At 44.3% G+C, this 22,417-nt stretch carries 19 protein-coding genes; 12 read left to right on the forward strand and 7 right to left on the reverse strand.

The features are described from left to right. The first annotated feature begins 176 nt into the window (after positions 1-176). On the forward strand, positions 177-836 hold the full coding sequence (locus ABZD21_RS03850) for a porin family protein (RefSeq protein WP_372773009.1): 660 nt from the start codon (positions 177-179) through the stop codon (positions 834-836). A 209-nt stretch (positions 837-1,045) separates the two neighbouring features. Here the strand turns inward: ABZD21_RS03850 and cysK are convergent, their stop codons facing one another. From cysK to carA, 7 genes are all read right to left on the reverse strand, one after another. Beyond that, positions 1,046-1,957, reverse strand: coding sequence for a cysteine synthase A (cysK, locus tag ABZD21_RS03855; protein WP_372773010.1), 912 nt, complete (start codon positions 1,955-1,957; stop codon positions 1,046-1,048). Between the two features lie 241 nt (positions 1,958-2,198). Beyond that, on the reverse strand, positions 2,199-3,545 hold the full coding sequence (locus tag ABZD21_RS03860; protein ID WP_372773011.1) for an ABC transporter permease: 1,347 nt from the start codon (positions 3,543-3,545) through the stop codon (positions 2,199-2,201). Positions 3,546-3,548: 3 nt separating this feature from the next. Next, positions 3,549-4,475, reverse strand: coding sequence for an ABC transporter ATP-binding protein (locus ABZD21_RS03865; RefSeq protein WP_372773012.1), 927 nt, complete (start codon positions 4,473-4,475; stop codon positions 3,549-3,551). Between the two features lie 174 nt (positions 4,476-4,649). After that, positions 4,650-5,696 carry a TerC/Alx family metal homeostasis membrane protein gene (locus ABZD21_RS03870; protein ID WP_372773013.1) on the reverse strand — a complete coding sequence of 349 codons (1,047 nt, stop codon included), beginning with the start codon at positions 5,694-5,696 and terminating at the stop codon, positions 4,650-4,652. A 75-nt stretch (positions 5,697-5,771) separates the two neighbouring features. Beyond that, positions 5,772-6,341: a DUF502 domain-containing protein gene (locus ABZD21_RS03875; protein WP_372773014.1), complete on the reverse strand. Its 570-nt coding sequence runs from the start codon at positions 6,339-6,341 to the stop codon at positions 5,772-5,774. A gap of 340 nt (positions 6,342-6,681) precedes the next feature. Continuing rightward, complete coding sequence (gene carB / locus ABZD21_RS03880) at positions 6,682-9,921, reverse strand: carbamoyl-phosphate synthase (glutamine-hydrolyzing) large subunit (protein WP_372773015.1); 3,240 nt, start codon at positions 9,919-9,921, stop codon at positions 6,682-6,684. Positions 9,922-9,973: 52 nt separating this feature from the next. After that, positions 9,974-11,059 (reverse strand): glutamine-hydrolyzing carbamoyl-phosphate synthase small subunit, encoded by a 1,086-nt coding sequence (carA, locus tag ABZD21_RS03885; protein ID WP_372773017.1) that lies wholly within the window; start codon positions 11,057-11,059, stop codon positions 9,974-9,976. 248 nt (positions 11,060-11,307) lie between these two features. On the opposite strand from carA, the gene ABZD21_RS03890 reads away from it, so the two are divergent. The 11 genes from ABZD21_RS03890 to ABZD21_RS03940 all read left to right on the forward strand — a co-directional run bounded on the left by ABZD21_RS03890 (position 11,308) and on the right by ABZD21_RS03940 (position 22,408). Then, positions 11,308-11,793 carry an arginine repressor gene (locus ABZD21_RS03890; RefSeq protein WP_372773019.1) on the forward strand — a complete coding sequence of 162 codons (486 nt, stop codon included), beginning with the start codon at positions 11,308-11,310 and terminating at the stop codon, positions 11,791-11,793. A 4-nt stretch (positions 11,794-11,797) separates the two neighbouring features. Beyond that, positions 11,798-12,511, forward strand: coding sequence for a GNAT family N-acetyltransferase (locus tag ABZD21_RS03895; protein ID WP_372773020.1), 714 nt, complete (start codon positions 11,798-11,800; stop codon positions 12,509-12,511). A gap of 248 nt (positions 12,512-12,759) precedes the next feature. Further along, positions 12,760-13,953: an argininosuccinate synthase gene (locus tag ABZD21_RS03900; protein ID WP_372773022.1), complete on the forward strand. Its 1,194-nt coding sequence runs from the start codon at positions 12,760-12,762 to the stop codon at positions 13,951-13,953. Between the two features lie 9 nt (positions 13,954-13,962). Continuing rightward, entirely contained in the window at positions 13,963-14,937 is a 975-nt protein-coding gene (gene argC / locus ABZD21_RS03905) for an N-acetyl-gamma-glutamyl-phosphate reductase (RefSeq protein WP_372773024.1), read from the forward strand. A gap of 80 nt (positions 14,938-15,017) precedes the next feature. Further along, entirely contained in the window at positions 15,018-16,169 is a 1,152-nt protein-coding gene (locus tag ABZD21_RS03910; protein WP_372773025.1) for an aspartate aminotransferase family protein, read from the forward strand. Positions 16,170-16,181: 12 nt separating this feature from the next. Continuing rightward, positions 16,182-16,973, forward strand: a complete 792-nt coding sequence (gene proC / locus ABZD21_RS03915) for a pyrroline-5-carboxylate reductase (protein WP_372773027.1) — start codon at positions 16,182-16,184, stop codon at positions 16,971-16,973. A gap of 11 nt (positions 16,974-16,984) precedes the next feature. Continuing rightward, positions 16,985-18,076: a glutamate 5-kinase gene (gene proB, locus ABZD21_RS03920; RefSeq protein ID WP_372773028.1), complete on the forward strand. Its 1,092-nt coding sequence runs from the start codon at positions 16,985-16,987 to the stop codon at positions 18,074-18,076. A gap of 252 nt (positions 18,077-18,328) precedes the next feature. Next, the gene (locus ABZD21_RS03925) at positions 18,329-19,576 is read left to right on the forward strand and encodes a glutamate-5-semialdehyde dehydrogenase (RefSeq protein WP_372773029.1); all 1,248 of its coding nucleotides are present in this window, start codon (positions 18,329-18,331) and stop codon (positions 19,574-19,576) included. Positions 19,577-19,700: 124 nt separating this feature from the next. Then, positions 19,701-20,651: an N-acetylornithine carbamoyltransferase gene (locus tag ABZD21_RS03930; protein WP_372773031.1), complete on the forward strand. Its 951-nt coding sequence runs from the start codon at positions 19,701-19,703 to the stop codon at positions 20,649-20,651. A 99-nt stretch (positions 20,652-20,750) separates the two neighbouring features. Next, positions 20,751-21,527 carry an acetylglutamate kinase gene (gene argB, locus ABZD21_RS03935; RefSeq protein WP_372773033.1) on the forward strand — a complete coding sequence of 259 codons (777 nt, stop codon included), beginning with the start codon at positions 20,751-20,753 and terminating at the stop codon, positions 21,525-21,527. A 176-nt stretch (positions 21,528-21,703) separates the two neighbouring features. After that, positions 21,704-22,408, forward strand: coding sequence for a protein-L-isoaspartate(D-aspartate) O-methyltransferase (locus ABZD21_RS03940; protein ID WP_372773035.1), 705 nt, complete (start codon positions 21,704-21,706; stop codon positions 22,406-22,408). The last annotated feature ends 9 nt before the right edge of the window (positions 22,409-22,417 follow it).

The following is a 22,417-nucleotide window of genomic DNA, read 5'->3' on the forward strand; positions in this document are numbered from 1 at the left end:
TCATTTTAATATCTTTTTAGTGCGAAACACGTAAGAAAAATAGGTGATTGAATCTTCAGATTACTAAAGCCGATCAATTCTTTTTTTTAGAAGGAGACTTCTGAAAATCCTTGTAAAAGAGTAAGAGGCGAATTTCGAAAAGCCTACGAGTAGTAAGTCATTAATCAAATTAATTTATGAAAAATCTAGTGAAGGTCTTATCGGTATTGTTGATCTGTTTGTTTAGTTCGCAGACTATAGCACAGGTCATTGGTGTCAGAGGAGGATTAAACCTCAGTGATGCGGTCATGAAGGATGATGATGGTGATTACAGCGATGAAACAAAAATGATTCCTGGTTTTCATGTTGGAGTCATCCTGGATCTCCCGTTAAACGAAATTTTTTCGGTTGAAACCGGGCTCATGTTAGACACAAAAGGGACGAAAATGGATGAGTCGGACGAGGGGATGAGTTATGAGAGCAAGATCATAACTTACTATCTCGATATTCCGGTTACCTTGAAGCTTACACAGGAATTGCAAAGTGGGATGAAAATTTTTGGAAACGTTGGGCCATACGTTGGCTATGGTTTGAGTGGTAAAGATAAATGGGAGTACTCGGGGGAAGGGTATTCGGAATCCGGAACCGATGATATTGAATGGGGGTCGGGTGACGATGACCATTTGAAACGCTTGGATTTTGGGCTAACTGCCGGTGCCGGTGTTGTTGTGAATAATGTTATTGTCGGCGTTTCTTACGATTTGGGATTGGCTAATATTTCGTCGTACACCGACTATGGTACCAAGATACAAAACCAGGTACTGCGGTTGTCAGTTGGTTATTGGTTTGGTAATTAAGCTACTAGTGGTTTTAGCCTTCGACTAATGAAGGTGTTTATAGAGGAAAAATGCCGTCGCGAAATTTTGGGGCGGCATTTCTCTTTTCGATTTCCGGTGTCCATTCCGTCGTATTCAAGGATAAAAAAAGCCAACCCCTTTCGGAGCTGGCTAGTCATGGCGTATTTCCCAATTGTTCGAAATGAGAATCGTGCGAAATCGAATATCGATTAAAATAGGTTGTCAACCGACAGGTAGCGTTCGCCGGTGTCGTAGCTAAACGTAACAATGCGCGAACCTTTCGGCAGTTCCTGTATTTTTTTAGCAATGGCTGCCAGCGATGCTCCCGATGAAATACCGATAAACAAACCTTCTTCTTTGGCTGCTCGTTTGGCATATTCAAAAGCTTCTTCTTTCGATACCTGAATGGTGCCATCCAGTTGGTCGGTCAACAGGTTCTTCGGAATGAATCCGGCGCCAATTCCCTGCAGCGGGTGTGGGCCAGGCGCTCCACCACTTATTACCGGTGACAATTCGGGCTCAACAGCAAATGTTTTTATGTTCGGAAATTTCGCTTTTACCACTTCGCTCACTCCCGAAATGTGTCCTCCGGTTCCAACACCGGTAATCAGGTAATCGAATCCCTCTGGTAAATCAGCCAAAATTTCGTTTGCCGTATGTTTGCGGTGGGCGTTAATGTTTGCCTCGTTGTCGAACTGCGAGGGAATCCACGAGTTCGTATTTTCAGCAGCAATTTCCTCGGCTTTTGCAATGGCACCTTTCATCCCTTTTTCCTTAGGCGTTAGCACCAGCTCTGCTCCGTATGCGGTGAGAATGCGGCGGCGTTCGACTGACATTGATTCAGGCATTACCAGCACCAGCTTATAACCTTTTACAGCAGCTACCAAGGCTAATCCAATACCTGTATTTCCCGAGGTTGGCTCAACCAGCAGCGTATCTGCGTTAATAATCCCTTGTGCTTCGGCGGTTTCCACCATCTCACGCGCAATCCGGTCCTTGATGCTGCCTCCGGGATTGGTTTTTTCAACTTTTACGTATACTTCGTAGTCTGCAGGAAACAGACGATTTAAACGAACGAGTGGCGAGTTGCCAATGGTTTCCAAAATGTTGTTAAATTTCATGTTTGCTATTTTTATGATGATTAAAAATTTTCGCATAAAAAAAAGCCTTCCATTTAGGGAAGGCTTTATATTGTTGAATTCAATAGCGACTTATTGATGTTGACATATAACTTCCCCTGGCTGTATTTTCATACAACAACACATATACATATAGAAGAAGTTTTGAGTCATTTTGTTTTGCTTTTTCTTATCTGGAACAATTATAAATAAAAAAGTTCAGATAAAAACATTTTTAGCTCATTTAATTTCGATATCGGAGCCATTTAATAATTTCTTTAAAATTGACTTTTTTGCCATACATGAGAATTCCGGTGCGATAAATTTTCCCTGCAACCCATATTGTGCCTGCAATTGAGGCAATTAGCGTAGCCATGGAAAGGAGCAATTCCCAAACCGGAACGCCAAAGGGAACACGCACCATCATGATGATTGGTGACGAAAATGGAACAATTGATGCCCAAAAGGCCAGCGCTCCCTCCGGATTTTTAACCACCGGGAATAAAATGATGATGGAGAATATCAACGGCAGGGTTACCGGTAGCATTAGTTGCTGTGCTTCTTCGTCGTGGTCGACAGCAGAGCCAATGGCACCCATAAGCGACGAATACATGAGGAAGCCACCCAGGAAGTAAAAGATAAAGCACCCGAGCAGGAGTGGCAAATTCAGGTTGCTGATCATATCAACAATCTCGAGAGCCATGTTTTGTTGCTGTGCCTGAACTGCGGGAGCCATAGTGACACCTTGCGAGTTCATCAGGTTTTGAGTTTGCTCCATTGCCTGGCTCGGATCGCCGCCTGCAAAGGTTTGCACCCCGGCAATAATCGCTCCGCCAATAATCACCCAAAAAAGCAGCTGCGTGAGACCTACCAGCCCAATACCGACAATCTTGCCAAACATGAGCTGCATGGGTTTTACTGATGAGATGATGACTTCGACGATCCGGCTTGTTTTTTCTTCCATCACACCGCGCATAACCATCGTTCCGTAGATAAAAACAAACATATAGATAATGAATCCGGCAGCGTAACCAACAGCCATGGCGATCTCGGTCGAGCTTTTCACCGACTCGCCTTTGTCGCCAACCTTTATCGTTTCCAGATTAATGTTTGTTCGCGTTGCAGCTAGTTTTTTGTCGAGATCGGGTATGCCGGATTCGTTAATGACGGCCTGCTTTTTATCGTTTTCCAGAATCTGCTCTAATCGGCGATTCACCATCATTTTTAAATCGATCGGAACCTGTTTGTCGGAAAAGATCTGCGCGCGGTTGGCACTTAGCAGGTTGGGGGGAATAAACAAAACGGCATAAAAACCACTGTTTTTGATGTCTTCTTTAATTGGCAAAAACTCTTCCTGGGGTATGAAGTGAAATTTGGTGTATTCAGTGTTTTCCAGCCGTCCCAGAAATACATCGGTTCCATCGTAAACGGCAATGGTGCGCTCTTCCTTGTCGTCTTGCATCGCCAGCCATGCCGGCAAAATAGTCATGGCTCCAAACAGGAATGGCACCAGAATCGTCATAATAATAAACGACTTTTTGCGGACACGGGTGAGGTATTCGCGTTTTAAAATGAGTAGTGCTTTGTTCATGACTTATTTGCTTAGGTTTGCTTGTTCAACTACTTGAATAAAAACGTCATTCATGCTGGGAATAACTTCGCGGAAAGCTGAAATGTCGAGTTGTGCCGTCAGCTTTTGAAGTACTTCGCGGTTGCTCTCATGTTCCGATTTCTGAAACTTAACCCGCTGGCGGTTTCCCCTGATTTCATTCTCAATGAGTTGAAATCCATTGCCCGAAAAATTGGCAGTAATATCGGTCAGCGTGGGGGTTTCAATCTCGAAAATTCCGAGCTTGTGGTTTTCTTTAATATCGTAGATATTGCCATCCAGAATTTTGCGCGACTTGTGAATCAACGCGATATGATCGCAAACTTCTTCAACCGAGCCCATATTGTGGGTCGAAAAAATGATGGTCGCGCCTTGTTCCTTCAGTTGTAATATTTCATTTTTCAGGAGGTTGGCGTTAATGGGGTCGAAACCACTGAAGGGCTCATCGAAAATCAGCAACTTGGGTTCGTGAATGACCGTTGTAATGAACTGAACTTTTTGCGCCATTCCTTTCGAAAGCTCCTCCACTTTCTTGTTCCACCAGCCTTGGATCTCGAACTTTTCAAACCATTTTTTCAGGTTTTTTAGCGCGTCATTGCGAGACAAACCTTTTAGTTGAGCCAAGTACAAAGCTTGTTCGCCAACCTTCATTTTTTTGTACAATCCACGTTCCTCGGGAAGATAACCAATGTATTGAATGTCGGTTGATTTTACTTTTCGCCCCATGAAGTAGATTTCGCCCGAGTCGGGAGCAGTAATCTGGTTGATGATTCGGATGAGCGTTGTTTTGCCGGCTCCGTTTGGTCCGAGTAGTCCGAAGATCGACTGCTCTTCGACCGATATGCTCACATGATCGAGCGCCCGATGCCCAGCGTAGTCTTTTACAACATCCGTTGCGTTAAACAATTCCATAAATCTGATTTTGGGTTTTTGAGCTGTTTTTGAACTTAATTTTTATGATCAGCATCAAATTTAAGAAATCGAATTGGCACAACCTATACGAATCTGCCAACAGTGGAAAAAAAGCGGTAAACGGTTTTCCGGCTGTTGGCAGATTTAGGAAATAGCAAGACCCTCGGAGACGATCTAATTGCTTTTTCTCGCTTCAAAGGCCAGTCGTTTTTTGGGCTTTATTGCGATCGACAAAAGTACGCTGCCAACCAATATAAACCCGATAAAATAAAGCGAGTATGCTGGTGTAAATCCAATTTCATTGAGCCAGGTGTGGAACAGTAGTTTTAAGCCTACAAAAATTAGAAGTATGCTAACCCCAATGCTGAGGAAGCGGAACTTGTCGACCATGTTGGCGATCAGGAAAAAGAGGGCTCGCAGTCCGATAATGGCGAAAATATTGGAGAAAAACACGACAAACGGATCGAGCGAAACGGAGAACACCGCCGGAATGGAATCCATCGCAAAAAGAAGATCGGTAAATTCAATTAACACCAGAACAACAAATAGTGGCGTGAGAATTAGCTTCTGATTGACTCGATACCAGAACTTATTGCCGTTGTACTCTTTGGCAATATTGAAATGGCACGATAGGTAGCGAACAATCGCATAGTCGTGCGGATCTTTGTGGTGGTTGTCTTTTTGAAACAGTATTTTACCACCCTGGAAAACCAGAAAAGCACCGAAGACCAATAGGATCCATTCGAAGCGGTGGATTAGGGCAGCACCGGCAAAAATGAAGATGAATCGCAATACGACTGCTCCAAGGACTCCCCAGAAAAGCACCGTTTTGTAGTTTTCGAGCGGAACCGAAAAACCTCGTAATATTAGCAGAATGACAAAAATATTATCGATGGAGAGGGTTTTCTCAATGAAATATCCTGAAATATAGGTCAGTGACATATATTGGCGGTAATCCCGAAGCATGCCTTCATAGTCGGTACTCCGGAACTTTAATCCGGGCGAAAATCGGTTTTTCACTTCAAGCAGATGCTCCATATTGTCGATTCCGTGTAGCAGATGACCCCAATAGAGGAGGAACAAATAAAACAGTAAGGCGAGTCCGATCCACACCCCCGACCAAACAAACGCTTCTTTGGTTGAAACAACGTGCGAATTTTTTCCGACCCAGAGTAAATCGATCATTAATACAATAACGATTAGGAGGATAAATGCTCCCATGAGAACTATTTCAGGACTAAACATTCTGATTTGATGGATTATATAGATTGATAATTTGTACTTGAGCGCTTTTTGTTAATTAACGCGGGTTACGCCTCCCGAAACAACAAATTTCATGGCTTCAGCCGGTGGCATTTCCAGGGCTTTTACAGCACTGGTTTCAACCAAATATAACTCGCCCGAAAAGTTGTACGAATGCGGAAAATAGACTGACACCAACCCCGGCATATGTATTTCATCCATGCTTTGTTGTGTGAGAAAACCAATTTTCCAGAGCTTGTTTTCCTGGTTAATACACACGAGCACCGGTTTGTTAAACTTCTTCTCCTTTCCAACAAAAGCAGAAAACAGGTCGACCAACGAGGTGTAAATTACCTTCAGCAGAGGAGCCCGGTTTAATAGCCGTTCGCCAATTCGTTTGAAAGGATTGAAGACGATGTACTCACCAATTAAACCAAGCAGGGTGAGCAGGACTACTATGATGAGAAGTCCCAGACCGGGAACCGTATGTCCGAGCCAGGTGCCAACAACATTGCGTAGCAGTCCGTCAATGATATCGAAAATCAGAAAGATGATATAAATAGTTATGGCCAAGGGGGCAACAAACACCAACCCTTGCATGAAATAGGTGATAAGCCGTTTCATATTAAAGTATTTTTAAATTGAATGGTGGCGCCAAATTACGAATTATGGAAGCAGGATATTTCAGTTTGAAAATTAACCCTAAAATAATTCTTTCGGGGGCGGCAAATTTATGATACAATTAAATTTGAGTAAAGTTTGGTGTACGAATCGGGCTTTCGGATTGATTTTTTCGCCGTCTCTGAAACGATATGGGAGCGAAATAAGCTGATCATTCGTTTACACTGCCAATACATCATTGAAAGATCATCTGGCAAACAGGATGAAAGGTAGGGCTGGCCATTGATAGGGTAAAAAAAATCCCGCTCGATGAAGCGGGATTTTCAATTTAAATAGGCGAGGGTTACGATTTATATTCGTCCCAATGTTTGATGCCAATATCATCGAGTGTGTATTTGCAAACAGCGTGAATAAACGCGCTGGCCACACGGGCATTCGTAATCAGCGGAATATTGTAGTCGATTGAGCCCCGACGGATTTTATAACCATTACTCAACTCGCGTTTAGTATAGTTTTTCGGGATGTTCACCACCAGATCAATTTTCTTATCCCGAAGATAATCCATTGTGTTTGGCTGTTGATCTTCCTCGTCCGGCCAGTGAAGCATGGTCGATTCAACTTTATTTTCACGCAGGAAACGATGTGTTCCTTCGGTTGCGTAAATATTGAATCCACGTTCCTGCAACATGCGGGCGCTGGAAAGCAGTTCTATTTTCGAGCGTGCTTGTCCCGACGAGATTAGCACATTCTTTTCGGGGAACTTGTAACCTACCGAAAGCATCGATTTCAAAATCGCTTCGTAGAAGTTTTCGCCAATACAGCCAACTTCACCGGTTGACGACATGTCGACACCCAAGACCGGGTCGGCATTCAACAAGCGGGCGAAGGAGAATTGAGGTGCTTTCACGCCAACGTAATCCAATTCAAACAACGATTTGTCCGGCTTGGTATACGGAGCGCCCAACATCACCTGAGTCGCGATTTCAATCAGGTTGATTTTCATCACCTTCGATACAAATGGGAAGCTACGCGATGCACGCAGGTTACATTCAATTACTTTGATGTCGTTATCTTTCGCAAGAAATTGCATGTTGAACGGACCGGTAATTTCGAGTGCTTTGGCAATTTCGCGCGATATTTTCTTGATTCGGCGAATGGTTTCGACATATAATTTTTGCGGCGGAAACACAATGGTAGCGTCACCGGAGTGAACACCGGCAAACTCAACGTGTTCCGAGATGGCATAAGCCACCATTTCACCTTTGTCGGCTACGGCGTCAATTTCAATTTCTTTTGCTTGTTCAATAAACTCAGTCACTACCACCGGATGCTCTTTTGATACATCGGCTGCCATTTGCAGGAAGTGTTCCAGCTGGTCGTGGTTCGAAACCACGTTCATGGCCGCACCGGATAGCACGTATGACGGGCGAATGAGCACCGGGAAGCCTACCAGTTCCACAAATTTGTAGATGTCGTCGATACTGGTCAGCTCATTCCAGCGTGGCTGGTCAACACCAATTTCGTCGAGCAGCGCGCTGAATTTTTTGCGGTCTTCCGCGTTATCAATTTTTACAGCCGATGTTCCCATGATTGGAACCTGCTGGCGGTGAAGTTTCATTGCCAGGTTGTTCGGAATCTGTCCTCCAACCGACACAATAACCCCTTTAGGGTTCTCCAGTTCGTAGATATCCATCACCCGCTCAAAAGTCAGCTCGTCGAAATACAAGCGGTCGCAGGTGTCGTAGTCAGTACTTACAGTCTCCGGATTGTAGTTGATCATGATCGAACGCAGCCCTTCTTTACGAATGGTGCTGATGGCATTCACCGAACACCAGTCGAACTCAACCGAACTACCAATACGGTAGGCTCCCGAACCAAGCACAACGACTGATTTTTCATCTTTTGGGAATTCAACATCGTGCTCTGTACCATTGTAGGTAACGTACAGGTAGTTGGTCTGTGCCGGATATTCACCGGCCAGTGTATCAATTTGTTTCACGAAAGGAGTGATGCCTTTTGCTTTGCGATACTCGCGAACTTTCAGCAGTCCTTCGTTGATTTCCTTGTTGCTTGAATCCATCACCAAACGAGCTATTTGGAAGTCGGAGAAGCCGGCTTTTTTCACGTCCAGCAGTAAGTCGTCGCTCACCTCGGTTAGTTGGTTTTTTGTCGCCAGCTCTTCTTTCAACACATAAATGTTGTGTAGCTTTTGCAGGAACCAATGATCGATTCTGGTTTTTTTGTGAATATCTTCAATCGAGTAGCCTTTATCGAATGCCGCGGCGATGGCAAAAATCCGGCGATCGGTCGGATTCGACAATTCTTCGTCGATTTGTTCAATCGTTATTTCTTCCTTGTTGCCAACAAATCCGTGCATGCCAAGTCCAACCATTCGAATTCCCTTTTGGATGGCTTCTTCGAAACTGCGACCGATTGACATGATTTCGCCCACTGATTTCATTGAACTACCCAGGTTTTTTGAAACACCGCTGAACTTATTTAAGTCCCAACGAGGAATTTTACAAACGATGTAGTCGAGAGCCGGTTCAAAACAAGCGGTTGTAACTTTGGTAACCGAGTTTTTTAACTCGTGCAGTCCGTAACCCAAACCTAATTTTGCTGCCACAAAAGCCAGAGGATATCCTGTTGCTTTCGATGCCAAGGCTGATGAACGCGACAGACGAGCGTTCACCTCAATCACCCGATAATCTTCGGAGTGAGGGTCGAGCGCGTACTGAACGTTACACTCGCCAACAATACCGATGCGGCGGATGATTTTAATCGCGATTTTACGAAGCTTATGATATTCGGCGTTTGAAAGTGTTTGCGATGGCGCAACTACGATCGACTCGCCGGTATGAATACCTAGCGGATCGAAGTTCTCCATGTTACAAACCGTAATACAATTGTCGTATTTGTCGCGCACAACTTCGTATTCAACCTCTTTCCAGCCTTTGATTGATTCTTCAACCAAAACCTGAGGAGAATAGGTGAAAGCACTCGACAACAGTTTGTCCAGTTCTTTTTCATTGTTGCAAAATCCGCTACCGAGCCCGCCTAACGTGTAAGCTGCACGTACAATAATCGGGAAGCCCAGCTTTTCAGCAGCTATTCTCCCTTCGGCCATGTTTACACAGGCGATACTGCGTGGCGTTTTTACATCGATTTCTTTCAGAATGCTTGAGAAAATCTCACGGTCTTCGGTGTCAATAATACTTTGTACCGGTGTACCTACAACCTGGATGTTGTATTTTTCGAGTATTCCCTGGCGGAAAAGATCGACCCCGCAGTTCAGTGCTGTTTGTCCACCAAATGCCAGCAAAATACCGTCCGGTTTTTCTTTTTTAATCACCTGCTCAACAAAGTAGGCGGTTACGGGCAGGAAATAAATTTTGTCGGCAATTTCTTCCGACGTTTGAATTGTGGCAATGTTTGGGTTAATCAGGATGGTTTCAACACCTTCTTCTTTCAATGCTTTCAGTGCTTGCGATCCGGAGTAGTCGAACTCTCCGGCTTCACCAATTTTCAACGCACCCGAACCCAGAACAATCGCTTTCTTTATACTTGTATTTAAACGTACCATAATATTAATGTTTGTGCTCCTTTCTGTTCCTTTTTTAGGGAGGAATGATTTGTTAGCCTTTTTTGAATTTTACAATGTTTTCAATGAATTCGTCAAACAAATATTCCGTGTCAACCGGGCCACTGCAGGCTTCGGGGTGGAATTGCGTAGAGAAAAATGGTTTGGTTTTATGACGGATCCCTTCATTGGTATCGTCATTCACATTGACAAACATTGCTTCCCAGTCGGCAGGCAACGATTCGGGAGCCACAGCATAGCCGTGATTTTGTGAGGTAATAAAACAGCGATCAGTACCGGCAAGCAACACCGGTTGATTATGGCTACGATGACCGAACTTCAGTTTGTAAGTTTCGGCTCCCGCAGCACGCGCCAATAGTTGGTTTCCAAGGCAGATTCCCATGATTGGCTTTTCAGTTTGAATGGCTTTTCGGATGTTGGCAACAGTTGGTTCGCATTGAGCAGGGTCGCCCGGGCCGTTCGAAAGGAAAACGCCATCGTATTCTTCTTGCGTGAAATCGTAATCCCAGGGCACACGAATAACAGTTGCATTCCGGTCGAGCAGGCAGCGGATGATGTTGTATTTTACACCACAATCAACTAACACAACCCGGTGTTCGCCATTTCCGTAAACTTCTTTTTTGTCGGTGCTGGCAACAGCTACCAGGTTTTGTACATTCGGGTCATACATCTCTATCGGTTCATCTTCGAACTCGATTTTACCCAACATGGAGCCTTTTACCCGAAGGATCTTTGTCAGCGCGCGTGTATCAATGCCATACAAGCCCGGAACTTTCGATTCTTTCAACCATTCGCCTAAGCTTTTAATGGCATTCCAGTGACTGTATTCTGCTGAGTAATCGGAAATGATTAATCCGCTGATGTGCACCTTGTTCGATTCGTAAAACTCGTGAATCTCATCCTTCATCTGATCAGACGGTACACCATAGTTTCCGATGAGCGGAAAGGTAGAAACCAAAATCTGTCCCGTATATGAAGGATCTGTTAAACTTTCCGGGTACCCGGTCATTGCAGTGTAAAAAACTACCTCGCCTGCAATCGACTTGTCATATCCGAAAGATTTTCCCTCAAAACGGGTTCCATCTTCTAAAACCAAACTGACTTTTTTTGCCTCTGTCATTTCTTATGATCGCTTATATGATTAAAAAAAATGCGTTTGCCTACGGTAGTAGTTCAAACGCATTGTGCTTATTTCTATTGATTTGATGTTTTCTGTTCACGTTTTCAGAAATTAATCTTTCATTTTTTGTTTTCAGGAAACTCTCCTGATTTTTTCAACCGGTACAAAAATAGAAATATTTCCGGAATTAAAATTTGTTTTTTATAAAAAATGAATAAATTTGCATTGTATTTGAATATATATACAAAATGAGAAATCGTGTAAGCCGACAATTAGCCATAAGAAAGATCATTTCTTCCAACGAGATACACAGTCAGGAAGAGTTGTTGGTGAAGTTGCATGAGGATGGTTATGATTTAACCCAGGCGACCTTGTCGCGCGATTTGAAGATGCTAAAAGTAGCCAAGGTCCCGTCGGGAAATCAAGGTTATAGATATGTGGTTCCGGAAGGAATGAACAATGAAATCAGAACGTCGGGCTCGGAGGTGAATTTCCTGGCTGATGGATTTCGGGATTTGAATTTCTCCGGTAACCTGGCGGTTATGCGTACTCGTCCGGGATATGCCAGCAGTATTGCTGCCGTTCTGGATAATGCAGAGCCATACGAGATTTTAGGGAGTATAGCAGGAGATGATACCATTTTGTTGGTTATGCGTGAAGGTGTTACTCCCCGCGATCTTAAAAACGGCTTGATATTAATTATGCCCAAGTTACAGGAAAAGATTGGCAAATAAAGAAATGAAGACAGTAGAAGGAGTAAAAGTTTTTGTTGCGGATGACTCACATTTGAGTTATGTCACGGTTATTAACGACACCATCGATGCAGCATCGAAGGAGCGTGGTACAGGTATTGCCCGTCGGAGCGACGAGTATATTACCACAAAAATTGCGGAAGGAAAAGCAATTATAGCACTTGATGGAGATAAGTTTGCCGGCTTTTGCTATGTGGAGTCGTGGGGACACAACCGGTTTGTGGCCAACTCGGGTTTGATTGTTGTGAAAGAATATCGCGGTGGCGGTTTGGCTCGCGAAATCAAGAAAAAAGCTTTTCAATTGTCGCGTAAGAAATTCCCCGATGCCAAAATATTTGGGTTGACAACCGGTTTAGCGGTCATGAAAATTAACCACGAACTGGGGTATCGCCCTGTTACTTTCTCCGAGTTAACCGACGATGAAAGCTTCTGGAAAGGATGTCAGAGTTGTGTAAATTACGATATTCTTCAGCGCACTGGTCGTTCCAAGTGTTTGTGCACCGGAATGCTGTTTGATCCGGTATGGGAGAAAAATAAAAAAGAGGCTGAAATTAAGCCGAAGAGGATTTCGTTGATCGAAATGATCGGAAAATTGAAGTCGAAGTCGCATAATGGTGACAAAGTTTCAAACTTTAGCATGTTTAAACGAGTAAAACAAGATATAAGTGGTGGCACTGTTCAGCAGTCATTTCAGGATTAATTTTTTTCATAAAGGGTCTGTTTCGGATGTTATAGTATCATAGGAATTTTCAGGATTAATTGTTAAACAGTAGTCCGGGCAGGCCTCAAGGTTAGTAAAGTTGTAAGTTTTCAGTAAAATGCTGAATGTGTGTCGCCACTTTTTTTATCAAATTAACTTATCTCAATTCGCTTTGTTTTCGATAAGAAGCAAAGCGAATTGCGATTCAATAAATTACCAACAGGTCCCTGACCATAAATCAATTTAAAATGAAAGAAAAGGTAGTATTAGCATATAGTGGAGGTTTAGATACCTCATTTTGTGCAAAATACTTGTCGGTTGAAAAAGGGTTGGAAGTTTATACAGCCATTGCCAATACCGGAGGTTTTGGTAAAGAAGAGCTGGAGACCATTGAACGGAAAGCTTACGAGTTGGGCTCAGCCAAGCACGTAACACTCGATGTTACCGACACCTATTACGAAAAATGTATTAAGTACATGGTTTTTGGAAATGTATTGCGCAACAATACTTACCCTATCTCGGTAAGCTCGGAGCGTGTTTTTCAGGCCATTGCGATTATTGAATATGCCAAAAAAATAGGTGCCAAATATGTGGCTCACGGTAGTACCGGTGCCGGAAACGATCAGGTTCGTTTCGACCTGACTTTTGAAGTGTTGGCTCCGGATATCCAGATTTTGACCCCAACCCGCGATTTGCAGTTGACTCGTCAGCAGGAAATTGATTATTTGAAGGAACATGGTGTTGATGCTGATTGGTCGAAAATGGCCTATTCCATCAACAAAGGTTTGTGGGGAACCAGTATTGGCGGCAAAGAAACACTAACATCGGATCAAACATTACCCGAGTCGGCTTATCCTTCTCAATTAACCGAAAAAGAAGAGCGTGAAGTTACACTCGATTTTGTTGAAGGTGAGTTGAAAGGAGTTGATGGAAAACGTTATTTCAATACTGTTGAGGCTATTCGTGATTTGGAAGCGATAGCAGCTCCTTTTGGTATTGGCCGCGATATGCATATTGGCGATACCATTATCGGTATTAAAGGACGGGTCGGTTTTGAGGCTGCCGCTCCTATGGTCATTTTGAAGGCCCACCAGATGCTGGAAAAACACACCCTGACCAAATGGCAAATGTACTGGAAAGAACAGTTGTCGAACTGGTACGGAATGTTTCTGCACGAGTCGCTCTACCTCGACCCGGTCATGCGCGATATTGAGAAGTTTCTGGAAAATACGCAACAAACGGTTTCGGGGAAAGTGATTGTGAAATTGCGTCCTTATCAGTTTGTGCTGGTTGGTGTTGATTCTCCATACGACCTGATGAAATCTGATTTTGGTGAGTATGGCGAAATGAATAAAGCCTGGACATCAGACGATGTGAAAGGGTTTACCAAGATTTTAGGAACGTCGCTGAAAATTTATAATTCAGTAAATAAGAAATTCTAGTCCGGACTGATGAGCAAGATTAAAGTAGGAATTATTGGAGGAGCCGGTTACACGGCTGGCGAATTAATCCGGATTTTGATGTACCATCCGCAAGCTGAATTGACTTTTATTCAAAGCAGCAGTAATGCGGGAAACCCAATTTACGAAGTGCACCGTGACCTGGTGGGAGATACAGAGCTGGTTTTTGTCGCTAAGCCCGACTTTAGCCTGTGTGATGTCATCTTTCTGTGCATGGGACACGGTAAATCGAAGGAATTTGTCACCGCGAATGACATTCCTTCAACCGTGAAAATTATCGACCTTAGTCACGATTACCGCTTGAAGACCGAAGGAAATGACTTTGTGTACGGCCTGCCGGAATTGAACCGCGAAACAATTCGGCAGTCGGCACACATTGCTAACCCCGGATGTTTTGCAACCGGAATTCAGTTGACTGTGTTGCCCCTTGCGGCAGCCGGCCTGCTGACCGATGAGCTGCATGTGCATGCCATTACCGGTTCAACGGGAGCTGGGCAGGCGCCTTCGTCGACCTCGCATTTTAGCTGGCGAAATAGCAATGTCTCGGTTTACAAGGCGTTTCAGCACCAACACTTAGGCGAAATTACCCAAAGTGTGAAACAGCTTCAGCCTGGTTACGATAAAGCCATCAATTTTATTCCGGTGCGGGGCAACCATACCCGGGGCATTTTTGCTTCAACCTATACGGAATTTGCCGGAACGATTGAAGAAGCGATAAAGTTGTACGAGGACTACTATGCCGGACATCCGTTTGTGTTTGTTACCAACGAAAATCCGGATGTGAAGCAGGTGGTGAACACAAACAAAGCCATTTTGCATTTGGAAAAACATGGCAGCAAACTCATGATTCTGAGTGTGACCGATAATTTGCTGAAAGGCGCTTCGGGACAGGCAGTTCAAAACATGAACCTGCAATTTGGCTTGGATGAAAAAACCGGGCTGAACTTAAAACCGGTATCATTTTAAAGCCGATTTCGGGACGTCTGAATGAATAGACGTTTGGAACATGAAGCTTAGAGCTTTTTACCTTTTTACTTTGAATGACTATGAAACTTTTTGATGTATATCCGCTGTTCAATATCATCCCGGTAAAAGCCGAAGGAGCTTATATGTGGGATAGTGAAGGGAACAAATACCTCGATTTATACGGAGGTCATGCTGTTATTTCAGTGGGACACAGTCATCCGCATTATATCCAAAAAATTACCGATCAGCTAAACCAAATCGGGTTCTACAGTAATTCGGTTGTTATTCCGCAGCAGCAAGAGCTGGCGGATAAGTTGGGTCAACTTTCCGGGTTCGATAGTTATCAGCTGTTTTTATGCAACTCCGGAGCCGAAGCGAACGAAAACGCTTTGAAGTTGGCCTCGTTTGCCACAGGGCGGAAAAAAGTGATCAGTTTTAATAAGGGATTTCACGGGCGTACATCGGCTGTTGTTGCCATTACCGACAATCCAAAAATTGTTGCTCCGGTAAACGAAACCGAAAATGCCATCATTTTACCATTGAACGATATCGATCGGGTAGTTGAATGCCTGAAAAATGAAGATGTTGCCGCTGTCATAATTGAAGGAATTCAGGGGATTGGCGGAATTCGCGTGCCTGAGCCCGCTTTCTTGGAAGAGCTGGAACGTCGGTGTAAGAAATACGGCACGTTGTTGATCCTGGATGAAATACAGTCTGGATATGGACGAAGCGGAAAATTCTTCGCTTTTCAGTATACCAACATCAAACCCGATTTAATAACTACAGCAAAAGGCATGGGCAATGGTTTTCCGATTGGCGGTTTATTGATTCAGCCGGAGCTAAAACCATGGTATGGCATGTTGGGAACCACTTTTGGTGGCAACTATTTGGCTTGTGCCGCCGGAATTGCGGTGCTGGAAATTATGGAGAAGGAACAACTGGTTGGGAATGCTCAAAAAGTTGGCCAATATTTGATGCAAACGCTTGCCGGATTCAAACAAATTAAGGAAGTTCGTGGCCACGGACTGATGATCGGTTTGGAGTTTGAAGAACCTATCAAAGCTATTCGTCAGAAATTGCTCGAAGACGAAAAAGTGTTCACCGGTGTTTCAGGCACACACATTATTCGCTTGCTGCCACCACTGAGTTTGACAATGGAGCAAGCGAACGATTTTATTTCGAAATTTGAAAAAGTATTGAACGTGCTGTACGCGAAAGCGGAGCAGAATTAAATTATAAAGGATATGAAAGTCGGGAAAATTGCCATTATTGGCGCAGGAAATATGGGAAGTGCAATCGCAAAAGGGATTCTGACATCAGGATATCTCCCGGCCTCATCAATTTCTATTTCCGATCCGCGCGAGAAAACTTTAGAAGCGTTGAGGCAACAAGGTTTCAATGCATTTTCCGAAAATGCCGAAGCCGCGAAGGATGCCGATTTGGTGCTTTTCGCTGTAAAACCTTATCACATTGAAGGGGTAATTGCGAATTTGAAAGATGTATTGACTCCAGATAAAATAATCGTGTCTATTGTCGCTGGTGTCAGCTTGAAAGAGTTGGCATCGATGGCTGGCGCGGACAAGAAGATTCTTCGGGTGATGCCTAATACAGCCATTTCTATTCTAGAATCAATGACCTGTATTTCCGGCAACGGAAACACCAAAGATTGTATGGATTCGGTGAAGGAATTGTTCGACCAGTTAGGCCAAACAGTGATTATTACCGAAGAGTTGATGGGAGCAGCTACGGTGCTTGCTTCCTGCGGAACAGCATTTGCCCTGCGCTATGTGCGCGCTGCCATGCAAGGAGGAATCGAGATGGGTTTTGGTGCCGAAATGGCTCAGTTTATTACAGCGCAAACCGTTAAAGGCGCGGTGAAATTAATAATGGATACCGGTAACCACCCGGAACGTGAAATCGACAAAGTAACTACTCCGCGTGGTGTAACGATCACCGGAATCAACGAAATGGAACATAAAGGATTTAGCTCATCGGTTATTCAGGGGCTGATTGCGTCGTATAATAAAATGGGATAAGCCGAATCAGTATGAATTTTTGTTATAAAAAGATTACCGTAAAAGTCGGTAGTAATGTTCTAACTAAGTCTGACGGAACGTTGAATGTAGCCCGGATTTCCCATCTGGTTGATCAGATCGCTTTTTTGCACAAACATGGTGTTGAAGTAATTCTGGTATCTTCGGGTGCTGTAGCTGCCGGAAGAAGTGAGCTGAAGTTGCAAAAGAAACTGGACACGGTTTCTTCGCGGCAGCTGTGCTCAGCGGTAGGTCAGGTTTTGCTGATTAATCGCTATGCTGACTTCTTTCGCGAGCATGGTATTGTTTGCGCTCAGGTGCTGACAACCAAAGATAATTTTGCCGATCGGGATCATTATCTGAACATGAAAAACTGCATCACAACCCTTCTGGAAAACAATGTTGTCCCGGTTGTTAATGAGAATGATACCATCTCCGTGTCGGAGCTCATGTTTACCGACAATGACGAACTTTCGGGATTGATGGCCTCCATGCAAAATTCTGAAGCGCTGATTATTCTGAGTAATGTTGAAGGAATCTACGATGGTGATCCATCACTGCCTACTTCAAGCATTATTGAAGAAATTAGTCCGAAAGAGAAGGATTGGATGAAGAACGTGTCGACACAGAAATCCGGTTTTGGTCGTGGCGGAATGCTAACTAAAAGTTCAATCGCCCGTAAGGTCGCGAAAGGGGGCATAGCCGTTCATATTGCCAGCGGACTAAAAGACCACGTGCTAACTGATATTTTAAGAACCGACCGGCATGTGAAGCATACACTTTTCACGGCTGATGGCCGAAAATCGTCAAACGTAAAAAAGTGGATCGCCTACTCTGATAGTTTTGCCAAGGGCGAATTGGTGATTAACCAAGGAGCCCGAGATGCACTCTATTCCGATACGGCCTCCAGTTTACTGCTGATTGGTGTTGTAATGGTGAAGGGAATCTTCGAAAAAGGAGATATCGTAAAAATTGCTGATGAAAGTGGAAAATTAATCGGGTGGGGAAAAGCACAATTCGACTCGGAAAAAGCGCAAGCCGAAGCCGGAACGAAAAATCAGAAGCCCGTTGTTCATTACGATTATCTGTATTTGATTGAGGAATAAAAGATAAATCTGAATTTTGCTTAATAATTGGGATAAAATTCAGCTTATATGTGTTAATTTGTCGTTCATTGACTACTTTTGTAATAAGTAATTTATTAAGGCGAAGAAATAAAAGACATTATAGCTCAGAATAACTCAATATACCCTTTTCTAAATACCCCTTTTTGTTGACTTCAACAAATTCAAGAAATTCTGAGTTGTCCCCTTCCTCCCCCAGGGAAGGGGACTTTTAATTTTATAGACACAAAGATTATGGAGGTTAAAAAACAATTAGAATTGACGCTAAAAGCCAGTAGAAGCTTAAATCTGCTGACAGTCGATCAAATCAATGCGGTATTGTTGGATTTGGCAGATGCAGCTGTTGCCCACACAGACGAAGTGCTGGCCGAAAACCTAAAAGATTTGGCGCGTATGGATCCTTCGGATACCAAATATGATCGGCTAAAGCTGACCGTTGATCGGATTGCCGGAATCGCCGCTGATATTCGCAATGTTGCTTCCCTGCCTTCACCTGTTGGTCGTGTACTGAGTGAAACTGCCCGCCCAAATGGGATGCGCATCCAAAAAGTGTCGGTTGCTTTTGGTGTCATTGGTATTATCTACGAAGCGCGTCCGAACGTAACCTTCGATGTGTTTTCACTTTGCCTGAAATCGGGCAATGCCTGTGTGTTGAAAGGTGGTAGCGACGCGATCGATTCCAATACAGCCATCACAAAAGTCATTCATTCGGTGCTCGAGAAACATGGGATCGACAAAAATATTCTGGCTCTGTTACCGGCCGATCGGGAGGCAACATCACAAATCCTGAATGCCCGTGGCTTTGTAGACCTCATCATCCCACGCGGATCGCAGGGATTGATCGAGTTTGTGCGTAAAAATGCGACCATCCCCGTCATTGAAACCGGAGCTGGAATTTGCCACACTTATTTTGATGAGTTTGGCGATACTGCTAAAGGACGTGATATTGTTTTCAACTCGAAAACCCGTCGCCCAAGTGTGTGCAATTCGCTCGATTGTTTGGTGATTCATGAAAGCCGGCTGTCAGATTTGCCCGAGATATGCAGCGAACTGCCAAAATGCAAGGTGATTATATATGCCGATGAGCAAGCGCACGAAGCATTGGAGGGAAATTATCCGTCAAACCTATTGGCTTGGGCAACCGACGAATCTTTTGGGACTGAGTTTTTGGACTATAAAATGTCGGTTAAAACGGTTGCAAGTTTCGACGAAGCATTGGAACATATTGCCGAATATAGTTCGAAACATAGCGAAGCGATTGTGTCGGAAGATGCACAACGACAGGATTTATTCCGCAAGTTGGTTGATGCTTCTTCGGTGTATTGCAATGTTTCCACGGCGTTTACCGATGGCGCTCAATTTGGGCTGGGAGCTGAAATTGGTATTTCAACCCAAAAACTGCATGCCCGAGGCCCCATGGCGCTCGAAGAGCTAACCAGCTATAAATGGTTGATCGACGGTGACGGGCAAGTTCGCCCTTAAGTAGATCGAAGTCATGCCGAACCCGTTTCGGGATCTCCGAAGCAAAGAGCACAAGATCCCGTAATGAATTCAGGGTGACACAATTCAACAATTTAACAATTCAACATCTCAACGAACAATAAATATGAAACACTTCACATCCGTACACGATTTAGATAACCTGGACGAAGCGCTCAAGCTAGCATTGGAATTGAAACAGGATCCCTACAAATATCAAGATCTGGGCAAAAACAAGACGCTGTTGCTGGTCTTTTTTAACTCCAGCCTGCGTACTCGGCTGAGCACCCAGAAAGCCGGTCTTAATTTAGGAATGAATGTGATTGTATTTGATATTAATGAAGGTGGCTGGAAGTTGGAGACAGAACTCGGTGTGATTATGGATGGCGACAAGCCGGAGCATATTCGTGAGGCTGTTCCGGTGATTGGTAAGTATTGTGATATTATCGGTGTTCGTTCGTTCGCTAAATTTGAAAATAAAGAAGATGATTACGAAGAGAAGATCATCCAACAGTTTATTGATTACGCAGGTGTTCCGGTGGTGAGCATGGAGGCGGCAACCCGCCATCCGTTGCAGTCGTTTGCCGACCACCTCACTATTGAAGAGCATAAAACAAAAGCGCGCCCGAAAGTTGTTATGACCTGGGCGCCACACCCGAGAGCGTTGCCTCAGGCTGTGCCAAACTCGTTTGTTGAGTGGATGCGCGAAACCGATTACGAACTGGTAGTGACTCATCCCGAAGGGTACGAGCTGGCGCCCGAATTTATGGGCGACCTGAAGCCGGAATACGACCAAATGAAGGCCTTTGAAGGTGCTGACTTCATCTACGCGAAAAACTGGGCGGCTTATAACGATTATGGCAAAATTCTGTCGAAAAATCGGGATTGGACCGTTAGCGACCGTCAGATGGCGGTAACAAACAACGCGAAGTTTATGCACTGTTTGCCTGTTCGCCGCAATATGATTGTGAGCGACTCGGTGATCGATGGTCCAAACTCGATTGTGGTTGAAGAAGCCGGAAATCGACTCTTCTCAGCTCAAGCCGTGCTGAAGATGCTGTTGGATCAAATGAAATAAAGAAGATCGTCACTAAGTTGTCATTCATTAGTCAAGTGTCGTTACAACGATGAACTGAATGACTATTGGTGACTATGAATGACATTCCAAAAAGAGGATATGACAAAGCAAAAGCTCACACTCGTAAAAGTTGGCGGTAAGGTAGTTGAGGAGAAAGATTCTTTGGCTGATTTGCTGGCCCGTTTTTCGAAGCTGGAAGGATTAAAAGTACTGGTTCACGGAGGTGGCCGTTCGGCAACAGCTTTGGCTGAGCGCCTTGGTATTGAAACGAAAATGGTGGAAGGCCGACGCATTACTGATTTGGATATGCTGGAAGTGGTGACCATGGTGTACGGAGGCTTGGTGAATAAGAACATTGTAGCACAGCTACAGGCCTTGGGGATGAATGCCATTGGGATCACCGGAGCCGACCTGAACTACATGCAAGCGGTAAAACGTCCGGTGAAAACCATCGATTACGGCTATGTAGGAGATATTGTCGCGGTGCAGGTAGAAGAGCTGAACTTGCTGTTGGAGAAGAACGTGATTCCGGTTTTGGCACCTTTATCACACGACAAGCAAGGCAGCATGCTGAATGTGAATGCCGATACCATTGCCGCTGAGGCAGCCGTTGCTTTTGCAAAGTATTTCGATGTGGAGCTGGTGTTCTGCTTCGAGAAACCGGGAGTGCTGGAGGATTCGGAAGACGATCATTCGGTGATCGGTTCGTTGAATCATGCCCAGTTTAAAGCTTTGCAGGAAAGCGGCGCTATTCATGCCGGAATGATCCCCAAGCTGGATAACAGCTTCGATGCCATTAAACGAGGGGTCTCCAAAATCCGAATCACGAATATCCCCGGTTTGCAAACCGGTGGTACATCTTTATTGCCTGAGTAAATATTGATTTTAGATACAATCAGAAGAAGCTCCGTCCTTAACGTTAAGGACGGAGCTTCTTTCTTTTTAAATAGTCAAGATTGGGATTTGTTCGTGCTTTAACCACGATCCAAACGAACCGCGAGCCGGATATTGCCGTAAATATCAATGATAACCTTAAAAGGAAATGATTAGATATGGTTGCAGTTTTAAACTTGATGGTTTTTTGGGGAATTTTCTTTCTGTTGCCGGAGTTGTTCGTTCAGGGAGATCAGTATGAGTTGAAGCGAAAACAGATGGTAAAGCAACAGATTGAAGCTCGGGGAGTAAGTGATCAGTTGGTTTTGGACGCGATGCGGAGCGTGCCTCGACATCTGTTTGTCGCTGCTGGATATGAGGATTTTGCCTACCTGGATCGACCCTTGCCCATTGGGTACGGACAAACCATTTCGCAACCTTATATTGTGGCTTATATGACTGAACTGATCCGGCCTGAACCTTCGTTTAAAGTGCTCGAAATTGGAACCGGCTCAGGGTATCAGGCAGCGGTGCTGGCCGGAATTGTCGATAAAGTTTATACCATTGAGCTTGTTGATGCACTGGCTAAACAAGCCACCGGACTGCTAGAAAAGTTGAATTATAACAACGTTCAGGTAAAAAGCGGTGACGGGTATGTCGGCTGGATTGAGCATGCGCCTTACGATGCGATTATCGTTACCGCTGCAGCCGATTCGGTTCCACCGCCTTTGCTGGAACAGCTGAAAATTGGCGGGCGAATGGTTATTCCGGTGAAAGGCGGGCACGATTACCAATATTTACAGCTACTAGAAAAAAAAGAAAACCGTGTTGTGTCCCGAAATGTGATTCCGGTGCGTTTCGTCCCTTTTATCCATAAAGATTAATGGCGGGTT

The sequence above is a fragment of the Mangrovibacterium sp. genome (assembly GCF_041596335.1).
Lineage (GTDB): Bacteria > Bacteroidota > Bacteroidia > Bacteroidales > Prolixibacteraceae > Mangrovibacterium.